General features: G+C 46.9%; 13 protein-coding genes. 7 read left to right on the forward strand and 6 right to left on the reverse strand.

Annotated elements, in window-relative coordinates:
- Nucleotides 1–326 precede the first annotated feature (326 nt).
- The 4 genes from BQ7394_RS16935 to BQ7394_RS16950 form a co-directional block, all read right to left on the reverse strand.
- Nucleotides 327–992, reverse strand: coding sequence for an ABC transporter ATP-binding protein (locus BQ7394_RS16935; protein WP_075558508.1), 666 nt, complete (start codon nt 990–992; stop codon nt 327–329).
- A 43-nt stretch (nt 993–1,035) separates the two neighbouring features.
- Nucleotides 1,036–2,298 (reverse strand): ABC transporter permease, encoded by a 1,263-nt coding sequence (locus tag BQ7394_RS16940; RefSeq protein WP_075558509.1) that lies wholly within the window; start codon nt 2,296–2,298, stop codon nt 1,036–1,038.
- 22 nt (nt 2,299–2,320) lie between these two features.
- Nucleotides 2,321–3,592, reverse strand: a complete 1,272-nt coding sequence (locus tag BQ7394_RS16945) for an ABC transporter permease (RefSeq protein WP_075558510.1) — start codon at nt 3,590–3,592, stop codon at nt 2,321–2,323.
- Nucleotides 3,593–3,668: 76 nt separating this feature from the next.
- Complete coding sequence (locus BQ7394_RS16950; RefSeq protein WP_075558511.1) at nt 3,669–4,913, reverse strand: efflux RND transporter periplasmic adaptor subunit; 1,245 nt, start codon at nt 4,911–4,913, stop codon at nt 3,669–3,671.
- Between the two features lie 202 nt (nt 4,914–5,115).
- Between BQ7394_RS16950 and BQ7394_RS16955 the strand changes: the two genes are divergently transcribed.
- The gene (locus BQ7394_RS16955) at nt 5,116–5,955 is read left to right on the forward strand and encodes a PepSY-like domain-containing protein (RefSeq protein WP_075558512.1); all 840 of its coding nucleotides are present in this window, start codon (nt 5,116–5,118) and stop codon (nt 5,953–5,955) included.
- Between the two features lie 118 nt (nt 5,956–6,073).
- On the opposite strand, the gene galB is transcribed toward BQ7394_RS16955, so the two are convergent.
- The gene (gene galB / locus BQ7394_RS16960; RefSeq protein ID WP_075560087.1) at nt 6,074–8,581 is read right to left on the reverse strand and encodes a beta-galactosidase GalB; all 2,508 of its coding nucleotides are present in this window, start codon (nt 8,579–8,581) and stop codon (nt 6,074–6,076) included.
- 94 nt (nt 8,582–8,675) lie between these two features.
- On the opposite strand from galB, the gene BQ7394_RS16965 reads away from it, so the two are divergent.
- The 3 genes from BQ7394_RS16965 (at nt 8,676) to BQ7394_RS16975 (ending at nt 11,143) form a co-directional block, all read left to right on the forward strand.
- Nucleotides 8,676–9,980: an anaerobic C4-dicarboxylate transporter family protein gene (locus BQ7394_RS16965; RefSeq protein WP_075558513.1), complete on the forward strand. Its 1,305-nt coding sequence runs from the start codon at nt 8,676–8,678 to the stop codon at nt 9,978–9,980.
- A gap of 157 nt (nt 9,981–10,137) precedes the next feature.
- Nucleotides 10,138–10,680, forward strand: coding sequence for an AraC family ligand binding domain-containing protein (locus BQ7394_RS16970; RefSeq protein ID WP_235848767.1), 543 nt, complete (start codon nt 10,138–10,140; stop codon nt 10,678–10,680).
- Between the two features lie 100 nt (nt 10,681–10,780).
- Nucleotides 10,781–11,143, forward strand: a complete 363-nt coding sequence (locus BQ7394_RS16975; protein WP_075558515.1) for a thioredoxin family protein — start codon at nt 10,781–10,783, stop codon at nt 11,141–11,143.
- Here BQ7394_RS16975 and BQ7394_RS16980 read toward each other — a convergent pair.
- On the reverse strand, nt 11,127–11,777 hold the full coding sequence (locus BQ7394_RS16980; protein WP_075558516.1) for a DUF5715 family protein: 651 nt from the start codon (nt 11,775–11,777) through the stop codon (nt 11,127–11,129). The genes BQ7394_RS16975 and BQ7394_RS16980 overlap by 17 nt on opposite strands.
- Before the next feature lie 107 nt (nt 11,778–11,884).
- On the opposite strand from BQ7394_RS16980, the gene BQ7394_RS16985 reads away from it, so the two are divergent.
- The 3 genes from BQ7394_RS16985 to BQ7394_RS16995 all read left to right on the forward strand — a co-directional run bounded on the left by BQ7394_RS16985 (nt 11,885) and on the right by BQ7394_RS16995 (nt 13,566).
- Complete coding sequence (locus BQ7394_RS16985) at nt 11,885–12,133, forward strand: hypothetical protein (protein WP_075560088.1); 249 nt, start codon at nt 11,885–11,887, stop codon at nt 12,131–12,133.
- On the forward strand, nt 12,118–12,432 hold the full coding sequence (locus tag BQ7394_RS16990) for a type II toxin-antitoxin system RelE/ParE family toxin (RefSeq protein WP_075558517.1): 315 nt from the start codon (nt 12,118–12,120) through the stop codon (nt 12,430–12,432). Before BQ7394_RS16985 ends, BQ7394_RS16990 begins: the two co-directional genes overlap by 16 nt.
- Before the next feature lie 117 nt (nt 12,433–12,549).
- On the forward strand, nt 12,550–13,566 hold the full coding sequence (locus tag BQ7394_RS16995; RefSeq protein ID WP_075558518.1) for a PhoH family protein: 1,017 nt from the start codon (nt 12,550–12,552) through the stop codon (nt 13,564–13,566).
- Nucleotides 13,567–13,568: the final 2 nt, after the last annotated feature.

Consider the following 13,568-nt stretch of genomic DNA (forward strand, 5'->3'; position numbering starts at 1 on the left):
AGGCTATCGACATTCCTCTCTAACAGTGTCGGGGTAGTACACAGTCTCCATCAGTCTTGCCAGTGACACACCCCCTACCCCCTCTCAAGAGGGGAAAGGTTACTCCCGGCACTACAACCGACGGCATCGGCCATCCTAAGGGAATGCGAAGCGTTCCAGGAAAGGCCTCAGCGGGTGAGTGTTAAGCGGAGGTGAAAGACGGAGCGTCCGGAGCATGCGCTGTTTGAGCGAAGCGAGTTCGCAGGCGACAGCGTAGTCTTTCACCGGAGTAGCGAAGCCGGTGCAGCCTTGATCTTTTGGTTACTTTTCCATCAAGGGAAAAGTAACTACTGAACCTGTCGTCCGTCGAAGAACCGCACCGTACGACTCGTCTGCTGTGCCTGTGCCTCGTTGTGGGTTACCATCACGATGGTGCGTCCGTCTTCTTTATTCAGTTTATGCAGGATCTCCATTACTTCGATACCCATCTTCGAGTCGAGGTTACCGGTCGGCTCATCCGCCAGAATGATGTCGGGGTTACCCACGATAGCACGGGCGATGGCTACACGCTGGCACTGACCACCCGAAAGCTGTGTCGGGAAGTGGCGCATACGGTGGCTGAGGCCTACCTTTTCAAGAACAGCTTCGGCAGCCTTACGGCGTTCGGAAGAGGATACCTTGCGATAGAGCAAAGGCAGTTCCACGTTATCGAGTACGTTCAGCGAATTGATCAGGTGGAACGACTGGAAGACGAAACCGAGCTTCTGGTTACGGAAGGCAGCCAGTTGTTTGTCGTTCATGCGGATTGTGTCGGTACCGTCAATCTCGATATGGCCCGATGTCGGAGCGTCGAGCAGTCCCATGATATTCAACAGGGTGGATTTTCCGCAACCGGAAGGGCCCATGATACTCAGGAATTCACCTTTCCGTACTTCCAGATTTACATTCTCTAAAGCAACTGTTTCAATCTCCTTCGTGCGGTAGATCTTCTCGAGGTTTGTTAACTTGATCATAATGTTTGATATTTAAATTGTTATAACTAATTCTTTATTATTACTATTCATAATGCAACGCTTCCGCCGGTTTCATCTTCATCGTTTTGCGGATTGGGAACCAGATACCGAGGGTGATCATTCCCGCCATCAGCAGATAAGCCCCTCCAAAGGTCGCCACGAACCGCCACCAGGTATACGGAAGACGATAGGTGTCGGGCATATCGAAATAAAGCATATTGATGATGAATACCAGCAGGAAAGGGACAGTAAGAGCCAACAGGATAAGTCCTTCGAGGTTCATCAGGCGGCTGAGCTGACGACGGTTCGAGCCGAGAGCGACACGCAATCCCATCTCCCCCTGCCGTGCCTGCGTACGCAGCCAGAAGGTTCCGATGATGCCGAAGAAGACGTTGATCAGCATGAAACCTACCAGGGCGGTCTTCTTCTTCATGTTGTCTTCACGGCTCTTCAGAATCTGGCTTCTCATTTCACTGAGCGGGACGACGCTCGAAACGTAGACATTGTTCACCGTCAGCCGGTCGCCCATCCCTTGCAGGAGTGTTTCCATGTCTTCCGCCCGGAAACCGGGTTTCATTCGCACCAGGCAGTCGACAGCCTGCGGTTGATTCTCTTCAATTTCCCCGAGCAGCTGCTCCCGGGTAGGTATCTGGTAAAAGAAAGGTATGCTCTCTTTATATTCCGACTCGCGGACAGAACCGGAAACCGCCAAGACGAGCAGCTCATCCGAACTATCGGGATGATACTTGACAAACTGCCCACGGGCCGAACCTTTCTCCCCGTAGAAAGCACGCTCCATATCGGCGGAAATAACGATCCCGGTCCGTTGCCCGATAATCGTTAAAAGATCCTTTCCCCCTTTTTCTTTTATCCGCAGTACGGTAAAATACTCAGGAGTGACGGTCGACTGTCGGAAACCTGCCTTGATAAACGTATCCGCATCTGCCCGGAAGAGTGTCGACCAGGAACGGTTCTCCGTATAGACACAGCCGACAAGGGACAATGAAACTTCTTCCACCTTGTCTTCCTGACGGATGTTGTCGACCAGGCGCAGTACGTCCTCACCTTGCCGGGTGGTGAGTAACGAGTCTTCCACATACCCCGAAGTACCCGGCATAATAACTCCCAACTGCACCTTATAAACATTATCGATATTGAAACCCAACGGTTGGTAATAGGTGTACTTATCCACCAGCAGTGAATCCATCATGACCCATAGAATGCCGACTACAACCAGAAGTTCGGCAAAGATCCAGCCATTGCTGCGTCGTTGGTTCCAGATTATCTTTAGTATATGCTTTATCATCTTCGTTTCGTCTTTTATCTTGTTATTTATCTATCGAGTCTTCTCCTTTCAACGAGCCGGCTATCTGTTCATTGGCAATGCGCAGGGCGGGTATCCCGGCTGAGAGCAGGTTGAGCAACAAGCAGAATAACAGGGCGATGAAGAAGATACCGGGCTTAAACAGCATATCGCCTTGCAACTTCGTATCGGCATTGGGCAACAAGAAGTCGCGACAGACAGTCAGAAGCAGGAATGAAAGGATCAGTCCGATCACACCGCCCAGCAGGGTCGTCACACTGTTCTCATAAAGAACCTGGCGTACGAGTACAGCGGAGGTTGCCCCGAATGCCTTACGAACGCCCATCTCCCCGCGGCGTTTCTGTACGGCCGATTGCGTCACGCCCATCAGGTTCAGCGCCGGAACGAGCAGTAGGAAAAGCAGCAGGCCACCCATCTCCGCGAGGAAATCTTTCAGTTCGACTTTGACCTGCCCGATTGTACCGATTGCCTTGTCGAAACGGGTAATCGGGTTGTGAAAAAAATGAATCTCTGCTTCCTGCTTCGTTGAGTTATAACGAGCGATCTGCCCCTTCAGTTCTTGGCGGATGGCATCGAAGTCGGATGCATCGCGAGCCAACAGGCAGGTATTGAAAGCACCCGACATATTCTCAAGGTATGCCATATTGAGTACCATCGGATTGGTCGTGTAAGGTGTCCAGACTTGTCCGTAGGAAGAGTCGGAGGCACGGCTGACATCTTTCACCACCCCGCAAACCGTAAAAGGCTGACGGTCGATGATGACCGGCTTTCCTACTACCTGAGTCGTGCCATACAGCCCCCTCGCAACACTCTCGCAGACAACAGCCTGGTGAATGCCGGATGTGAAGTCTGCCTCCGTGAACGGCTTGCCTTCCAGAAAAGAGAAGGCGTAGACCTTCCAGAAACCCGGATCGGTATAAAAGATCTTATATGTCTTAAACATTTGCCTACCGGGCAACGACAAAGGGTATGACATCGTGAACCAGGCAGATACGGCTTCGGGTGTTTTCAACGAATAGAAGCATTCGCGGACAGCTTCGACAGACATGTTTCCTCTGCTCCAGTTGTTCTTTGTCTTTACCTCGGTTCCTTGTTCCACATAGAGCATCCGGTCGCGGTTCACCTCCGGTACAAAATTGGTCAGCTGTACCTGAAAGACTAGGATAACGATCATGATCATTGCGATAGACAGTGCCGTTCCGAGTATGGATATCACACTGATGAGAGGATTCTCACGCAGCATGCTCAGGGCTTGTTTGAAGTATTGTTTAAACATATTATTGTCTTATTATTAGTAGCTGATAGTAACTCTCTCCCCTCTTGAGAGGGGAAAAGTTACTCCCGTCAGCATCTTATTTTATCTTGAGTTTGTTCTTATCCTTGTAGCCACTCATGTCGGAGACGATGACTTCGTCGCCGGGTTGCAGGCCGCTGACCACTTCCACGTATTCGTAATTGCTGTCACCGAGCTGGACTTTGCGTTTCAGCAGTTGGTCGCCGTTGATGACGAACAGTTCGTATTCGCCTTTACCTACGTAATAAGAAGCGTTAGCAATGCGCATGACATCGTCTTTTACGGCGTTCATGACGTAGACGTCCGTTTTCAAGCCGGAGCGGAGACGGCGGTGGCTGTCCTCTTCCAACTGTACGGTGAAGGAGATAACGCCGTTCTTGGAGAGCGGAGTCACATCGCTGACGGTTCCGTCGAGTTTATCGCTGCCAATCTTCACCACGGCTTTGCTGCCGGCGGCGATACGGTCGCCATAGGTGTCGGCTATCTCGCCCTCGATCTTGAAGTGCGACAGGTCGGAGACGATAGCGACCTTCGTGCCTTGCGGTACCTGCGAGCCGATCTCGTTGTTCACATACGTAAGGATGGCCTTACGGGGAGAACGGATCTGGGCATCGTCGAGCGTACGCTTGGTCTCAGCCAGGCCTTTGCGGAAGATGTTGAGTTCGAGTTCTTTTACTTTCAGGTCGGCATCCGTCAGGGCTTGTTCGTTAATGTATTTCTGTTCGTCTTCCTTTAGTTTGAGTTGGCTGACATTGTAGTCGAGTTCCACCTGGCGGACTTTGTCGGTGGTGCCCGCGCCGAGGCTGTCGAGGTAACGTTCGTTGCGAAGTTCCACTGCTTTACGGTCGAGTTCCATGCGGGACACTTTCAGCTTCATCTCCATTTCCGAGAGTTTGCTATGGTTGGTGACACGTAGTTTCTCAAGCTCGAGGCGTTTCATCTGTTCTTCGTCGAGGAGCTTCTTGTAGTCTGTCTCCGCGCTTTGCAGGTCGAGCTTGAGGATAGGCGTTCCGATATCGACGGAGTCGCCACCCTTTTTGTAAATCTCGACGATGCGGGAATTGATCGGAGAGTTGATGATTTCCTCAAATGCGGGGATCACCTTACCGGAGGCACTGACGGATACTTCTATCACGCCTTTATCTACGGTCGATATAGTTAAATCTTTACGATTCAGGCTGGTTTGCAGAAAAGAGATGACAACGGCTATCAGTACCACGGCAGCTCCTACACCGGCGCCGATCTTTATAAATTGCTTGCGTTGTTCTTTTCTTTGTTCCTCTTTCGATATCTCTCTGTCCATATTTAGTATTGTTTTATGTTCTGCCCCGCTAGAGGCAAACTCCGTGCCAAAAAGCTAACGTATTGAATATGTGCTATTAGTTACAAATATAGAGTGTTCAATATCGGACAGTGTGTTCGGTTTTACACAGAACATTCCACGCGGCAGGGTTGTTATTATCCAACACAATTATACAATGTATTAATCGCTAAACAAAAAACGTATGAACACAAGATCAATCTTATTCTCCCTGATCGCAGGAATGGCTTTATTCACGACGGCTTGCGACAACAACGACGACGACCACAAGAATGCGATCGAACCGACCCAGCCTGTGTTACAGACCTTCAACGACAAATATCCGGATGCCTCCAATCCGATCTTCACCATCGAAGGTAATTATTATGTAGCCGAATTCACCAACAACGGCGTCTCCACCGAAGCGTGGCTCACCGAACAGGGTAAATGGATGATGGATAAGGCCGACACGCCTTTCAACCAGTTGCCTCAACCTGTCACAACGGCCTTCGACAACGGCCTTTACGCGGGTTGGAAAGTGGACGATACCTATACCATCCACCGCGACAGCATGGCGGTAGTCTACAAGATTGAGGCCGAAAAGGCGGATAGCGACATGGATTTGTATTACTCCGAATACGGTAACCTCATCAAAGCAGTCCCCGACAAAGGAAACGAAGATGCCCCGATCGTCATCCCCAATCCTGTGCACAACCTGATGAACCTGACTTTCGCCACCTGTACCTTACTGGATATACAGAGCAACAGCGAAGGGTATATCTTAAATATGCTGGACGGCCAAGTCTACAAGATCGCCCAACTGAATAAGGATTACAGATGGCAAAGCACTTCATATACGATCCCGGAACAGGATGTACCACAGATCATCATGGCAGCATTCCAGTCTACGGGGTATGCCGGAGATACGATTGAGTCTATCAATGTAAAGATCGATGCAAACGGCACATTCTATACCTTCACTGTCGATCATAATGGACAGAGTACGGATGTAACGTTCAATGCGATAGGAAATATTGTAGAATGAGTAAGGTTCGTATTTAGGAAAAGGTGAAACATTTAGATCTGCAACATCTGAACCTACTCATAAAAAATCCCCTTCACAATGATGTGCGAAGGGGATTTCCTTTATATATAAACAATAATCATCGGCTGATCAACTCAATCCGTGCACTCTTCACGCCCGGTGAGGAAGCTTCGAAGTAGATTGTTCCCGGAGTTTCTTCCGTTTGTACAATTGCTGTAAGCTGGCCGCTGAACAATTTCATCTGCGGAGCCTGGAAGGACTCGAGGCTGGCAGGATTACCGTTGGCTGCCGCTTTATATGTTCCGGCACCACGAACGTTGAACTTGATCTGGTTGGTAGCATCCGGACAAAGGTTTCCGTTCTTATCCACCACCCGTACGTTGATGAAAGAAAGGTCTTTACCGTCGGCTGTCAGGTTGGTACGATCGGCACTCAGTTCGATATGATGAGGTTTACCGGCTGTATGCACTTCTTCTTCGGCTACGGCATTACCGTCCTTATCGTAGGCTACCACCTTCACTGTTCCCGGTTCATATTTGGTATCCATCCACATCAAGCGATAACGTTTCTGACGTTCGAAACTCTTCTGGGCAGCTTCGGTATAACTGCTGTCGATACCGATGCTCAGGTCTTTCGTACGTTTGCCCTGGCTCTTTCCGTTGATGAACAATTCGGCAGAAGGATAGTTGGTGTAAACGAACACCGGAGTTACTTCGCCCTCGCGTCCCGGCCATGTCCAGTGAGGCAGGATATGTAACGTCTTTTCCGCTTTGTTCCAATGGCTGCGGTACAGGTAGTAACGGTCCTTTGGAATACCTGCCAGGTCTATGATACCGAACAGGGAACTGTGGCTTGGCCAGTTAGTGTAATACGGGGTCGGCTCGCCCAGATAGTCAAAACCGGTCCATACAAATTCGCCGATACAATACGGCTGGTCTTCATGCTGGATAAAATCATCTTCCGGCAGGTTCGACCAACCGCAATGTTCCACATCGTAAGAAGAGCTCTGGTGGTCGTCGTAAACTGCCATCGCCTTACGTTCTACCGGGAATTTATAAACTCCACGTGAACTTACTGTCGAAGCCGTTTCACTTCCCAGAATGATCTCCTGCGGCAGTTTCTTATAGTTTTCCTGATATTTGAACGGACGATAATTGAAACCGGCCACTTCCATCACGGCTGCAAAGTTATTGTTCACGACAGCATCCGGGGCATCCATCCCCTGGGTAACCGGGCGGGTCGGATCTTCACGATGGCAGATATCCTGCAAGAAGCGGGCTATCTTGGCATCGCCTTCACGCCACTGGTTCGGCACTTCGTTACCGATACACCACATAACCACACTCGGGTTATTGCGGAAATTATGAACCAGGTTAACCATATCTTTTTCAGCCCATTCATCAAAGAACAGGTTGTAACCGTTCTTACATTTAGCCACGTTCCATTCGTCGAAGCTTTCAGCCATCAGCATCATACCCATTTCATCACAAGCCTTCACCAGGTCGGGAGCCGGCATATTGTGTGAGGTACGGATCGCATTACATCCCATATCTTTCAGGATACGGATCTGGCGACGGATAGCCGCATCATTCACAGCAGCCCCCAACGGACCCAGGTCGTGATGGTTACAAACACCTTTGAAAACAGTCTTCTCGCCATTCAGGAAGAAGCCTTTACCCGGAATGATCTCGATCGAACGAATACCGAACGGAGTCGAATAAGTATCTTTCAATTCTGTCCCGTTCTTATAAAGACGGCTTTCCGCCACATAGAGGGCAGGCATATCCGGCGACCAGAGTGTCGGGGTATGCACGATAAACTCCTGATCGACCGTACCGTTATTATAAACGATATCCGTCAACGGCAGTGTAGACTCCACCAGCATTTCTCCGTTCGGGTTGCGAAGGCTTGTCTTCACGGCATATTGCTTCGGATCGGCTCCGGCAGGCAAATCGACCTTTGTGTTTACATTTATTTTGGCGAACTCTTTCTTTACGACAGGTGTCGTTACAAAGGTTCCCCAAACCGGGATATGGGCATCTTCCGTGACAATAACATGCACGTTACGATACAGGCCGGCTCCGGGATACCAGCGGGAAGATTCCGGCAGGTTTTCCAGGCGGACAGCCAGCGTATTCTTCTGCCCCGGTTTCAGATACTTTGTAATATCAAAATGGAAAGAATTATATCCGTACGGCCAATAACCGACTTCCTGTCCGTTGATATATACTTTGGCGTGGCTCATCGCCCCGTCAAACAGGATCGTAGCCTTCTTCCCGTCGGCAAACTGGGGCACCTCAAACTGGGTACGGTACCAACCCACACCGACAAAAGGCAGACCTCCCGTACGACCGGCGTGTTCCATTGCCTCTTTCTGGCCATCCTGTGAAATAGCCACTTCCTGTTTGTCGTTCTGGGAGCTGAACGGACCGTAGATGGCCCAATCGTGCGGAACCGTCACGGATTGCCACTTACTGTCGTCGAAAGCGGGTTTGATAAAGTCGGTGTTATCTTCGCGAGTAAACTTCCAGTTCTTTTCTAACAGGAATTCACTGCGGACCTGGGCCGATAAGTTAGTTACCAGTCCTAATAACGCGACTAAAATTAGGGAATTGAATCTTTTCATGCGCATTTTAAATGTATTTGTAGTTCTTAGCGCAGCAAAAATAACTAAATTTGTAGCCTTTACAAACTAAATCTACATTAAGAAGTTATAGAATATGTTGATTCAACTTGCATTCGTATTAATTGCTATTATAATTGGTGCTCGTCTGGGCGGTATCGGACTGGGCGTGCTGGGAGGCCTTGGGTTGGCTGTGCTGACTTTTGTTTTTGGCCTTGAGCCGACTTCTCCTCCTATCGATGTGATGTTGATGATCGTAGCTGTTATCGCTGCCGCAAGCTGTATGCAAGCCGCAGGAGGATTAGACCTGATGGTTAAATGGGCCGAGAAACTCCTTCGGAAGAATCCTTCAAAAATTACAATATTAAGTCCGCTCGTCACCTACATTTTTACGTTTATCGCCGGAACCGGCCATGTCGCTTATTCCGTACTTCCAGTGATCGCCGAGGTGGCGACTGAAACAAAAATACGTCCCGAACGTCCGCTGGGTATTGCCGTGATCGCTTCACAGCAGGCTATTACCGCCAGCCCGATCTCCGCTGCAACCGTAGCCTTATTAAGTATGCTGGCCGGACACGGATTCGATATAAGCCTGATTAATATCCTGATGATCTCCGTCCCTTGTACATTGGCAGGCGTATTGGCCGGAGCTTTTTACTCCCTCCATGTCGGCAAAGACCTGGAAGACGATCCCGAATTCAAAAGACGTATCGCCGAAGGAGAATTCAAGACGGAGAAATATGAATTGAAAGACGTTAATAACAAGAAGGCGGCAGCCTGGTCCGTTGCCATTTTTATCCTAGCTACGATCGGTATTATCCTGTTCGGTTCTATCGAAAGCATCCGTCCGGTATTTAACGGGACTTCCTTGTCTATGGCTTACATTATTGAAATATTGATGTTATCGGCAGCCGCTATTATCTTATTGGTAACCAAAACCGATGGGATCAAAGCCGTGCAAGGTTCTGTTTTCTCAGCCGGCATGCAAGCAGTCGTTGCCATCTTCGGTATAGCCTGGATGGGAGATACATTTATCGGAGGGAATATGGCGGAGCTGAAAGGCTCTATCGAACAGATCGTTACTGAAATGCCCTGGTTATTCGGTATCGCTCTTTTCCTGATGTCTATCCTGTTGTTCAGCCAAGCTGCGACGGTACGTGCTTTATTGCCTTTAGGTATTGCACTGGGAATCTCTCCTTATATGCTGATCGCTCTTTTCCCCGCAGTAAACGGTTACTTTTTCATTCCGAACTATCCGACCGTAGTGGCTGCCATCAATTTTGACCGTACAGGAACGACCCATATCGGAAAATACATATTAAATCACTCATTTATGGTTCCCGGACTGATCGCGACCGGCGTTTCTGTATTGCTTGGTTTACTTCTTATCCAGCTGTTTTAATTGTAATGAATATACTTTTTATCTAAAAAAATAAGAGATTCTAACACTCACAGCACTATTGTTTTAGAAGGAAAAGACTTATCTTTGACAGAATCGTAAACACAAAAGGCAAAGGATGACAGTGGAGAACTTTATCTTGCCGGATCTTTTAAAGAACATGCGTATTTTTAACGGAGAAGTAGATAATTTTAAAGTATTACAACATTCGGCCAGATCTAATCGGGAAAACATCCGCACTTTCCTGACACATCATTCTATTGTATATGTAGTATCAGGAACGCTTCATCTGATGAATAACGATTCCGAACTATCCGTACAGGAAGGCGAAATGTGCCTTATCGCTCCGGGAGCCTATTTCTCCTCGGAGCTCATCGGCAATCAGAACTATTCCATGCTTGCCCTTTTTTTCAATCAATGGACCGCACAATATATCCTTAAACTACCCGGAATAACCGATATTTTAAACGAGCAACATAAACTGGCCTTTTGTCAGGAAGTACATATTATCCCTAAAGAGAAAATATTCCGAAACTTTTTCGACTCCATCCATTTATATCGCAAACTTGAAAAAGAAGTAAAGAATGAAATGATCCCCATCAAATTCGCCGAACTGATTTATATACTACTGGAAGGTCCGCATAAACAAACGATACTGTCCTTCCTGTCAGAAGCAGCCATGCACAACAAGAAAAAGCCCTAAAGACTACTTCCGGAAAATTGACAATAATATAAGTCATATTGCCATTTCATACTTCACCTATCCGATGTAACTTTGCATCATCAATTAAAACAAAAAGCATATGAAACCCATAGAACTGACAAAAGCAGAATTCATTCAGAAAGTCGGTCATTTTGAAGCTGACCCAAAAGACTGGAAATATATAGGAGATAAACCTTGTATCGTAGATTTCCAGGCCCCTTGGTGTGGTTATTGCAAACGCCTAGACCCGATACTGGCAGAGTTTGCACAAACTTATGAAGGACAATTATATATCTACAAAGTAAACGTAGATAACGAAGAAGAGTTGGAGACAGCATTCAACATTCGCACAATACCGACACTTCTTCTATGTAAAATGGACGGAACGAAAGAACTCATGCTGGGTACACTTCCCAAACATGAGCTAAAAAAGGTGATCGACAACCTTATTTCCGTACAGTAATGTGAAAACATCCTTGCTTGCGTTCGTGCTTTATATAACAACGGTCTTCTCGTCTCAGATCGCGAAGCACTGACGCAAGTACCATTTTCAAACGGTCGTTGTCGATATTCAGTGTATCTTTTTCATCAATCTTAGTATAGCGTACCCACGAAACATCAAAGGTAGTTCCATAGCGATGGGCAGAGTTCATGGAGGCATTGTAGTTACGTTTTCCCAGTTTCTTGACATCATCGACAGTACGGGTGACACTCGTTACTTTCAACTTATATAAAGAAGCATTCAGATTGTAGAGTGAATCCTGAAAGTTGCGACCGATATCTTCCAGCAAATCTGCTGCTTCAGGAATAAGGTAAGGAATGGAATGTTTCAGTTCTTCTACCTCATAGTAATCGTTGGTTTTGATCTCTTTCATTTTCTTGGATGCATGTTCGGCCTCTTCCCGGTTGCTGATAGGTTCAATACCAATTTTTTGTGCTACCGCCAGCTGAACATCATTCAAATCATTAAAATCACGATTATAACTACCATTATACCAGATGGTTTTCAACTCACCACGTTTTTCTTTACAGGAAGGGAACGCACTAACTGCCACTAACAGGGCTAATAAACATATTGTATTTGTAACTATTCTCATTCTTTTCCGATTTTGGGAAACAAAAATAGATAAAATACCCGACTTACGGGATAAGGAGAGAAAAGATTTCGTACTTTTGTGAACAGCATAAATAAAAGAATATGGATATGAGTACTTTAGAACTAAAACTTTCACTGATTGAACAATTGACGCAAATCGATGACGAACAATTGTTGCATAAGATCAAAAATCTTATCAGCCAACACACGCACAAAAAAGCAGAACGTCTTCCGGCACAAATGACGATAGATGAACTAAAAGAGGTGTTGAAAAAATCCCAGGAAGACTTTCGCAACGGGAGATATATGACAACAGAAGAATTACGTAAAAGACATCCCCTATGCAAAGAGAAATAGCCTGGTCTGATAATGCCATAACCTTACTTGATGAGATTTACAATTTTTACTGCAAGAAAAGTAAATCCGCTGCCATTCGTTTATACAACAGGTTACTCGATTCAACCGAACCTTTGAAGACTTTTCCACAAGCAGGTCCATCAGAACCCTTATTAAGCGAATTCTCTGAAAATTATCGTTCGTTTGTTGTCGAAAAACATTATAAGCTGATCTATACGATCAGTCCCGACCTCATCGAAATACATGCTATATGGGATTGCAGGCAAGACGACTGGAAGCTAAAAGAAATGTTCCGCTAGTTATTCTCAAAAAAAAGCCCGAATATATTTAGGAGACAAAGAATATTACTAATTTTGCGTACCTGAATAAAAAGCAGGATAGAACATTAAAACTATAAGAAAAAAGGAAAAGAACGGATGATAGAACGAATATATATTCTTGAAAGTGTAGACCCGGTTATTTTTTACGGAGTGAATAATGCGAACATGCAACTGATAAAAACGTTGTTTCCGAAACTTCGCATCGTAGCCCGCGGAAATGTAATGAAAGTAATCGGTGATGAAGATGAGTCCGAGCTATTCCTGAAGAAAATCCGCGAAGTTGAAAAATATTGTGAAGAGTTCAACTCCCTGACAGAAGATGTGATTCTCGACATTATCAAAGGAAAGGCCCCGACAGTCGTTAAACAGGAGAACCTGATCATTCACGGTATGAATGGTAAAGCGATCGTTGCCCGTACCGAAAACCAGCAACTGCTCGTTAAGGCTTTTGAAGAGAACGACCTTGTATTTGCCACCGGTCCGGCCGGGACAGGTAAGACATTCGTTGCTATCGCTCTTGCCGTCAAAGCATTAAAAAATAAAGAAATAAGAAAGATCATTCTGAGTCGTCCCGCCGTTGAAGCCGGAGAAAAACTGGGCTTCCTACCGGGAGAGATGAAAGACAAGCTCGATCCGTATCTCCAGCCGCTGTACGATGCTTTGCAGGATATGATACCGGGAGCGAAACTCAAAGAATATATGGAAAATAACGTCATCCAGATCGCCCCGCTGGCTTTTATGCGCGGACGTACGCTGAACGATGCCGTTATTATCCTCGATGAAGCACAGAATACGACTACGCATCAAATCAAAATGTTCCTGACCCGTCTGGGGATGAACGCAAAAATGATCGTTACCGGTGACGTCACCCAGATAGACCTTCCTCCTACTGCCACTTCCGGGCTGGTGCAGGCCATGCAGATACTGAAGGGAGTGAAAGGGATCGGCAGGATCGAATTCGACAAGAAAGATATCGTCCGTCATAAGCTGGTACAACGTATAGTGGAAGCGTACGACAAATTCGACGATAAACGACGCAGTGAGACAAAGACCCACTCGCCTAAAACAACAATAGAAAAGAACAACAAACTATCAGAAAACAATCAAAAATAAAT

Origin of the sequence: Parabacteroides timonensis, assembly GCF_900128505.1 — a bacterium.
In the GTDB taxonomy this organism is placed as follows: domain Bacteria; phylum Bacteroidota; class Bacteroidia; order Bacteroidales; family Tannerellaceae; genus Parabacteroides; species Parabacteroides timonensis.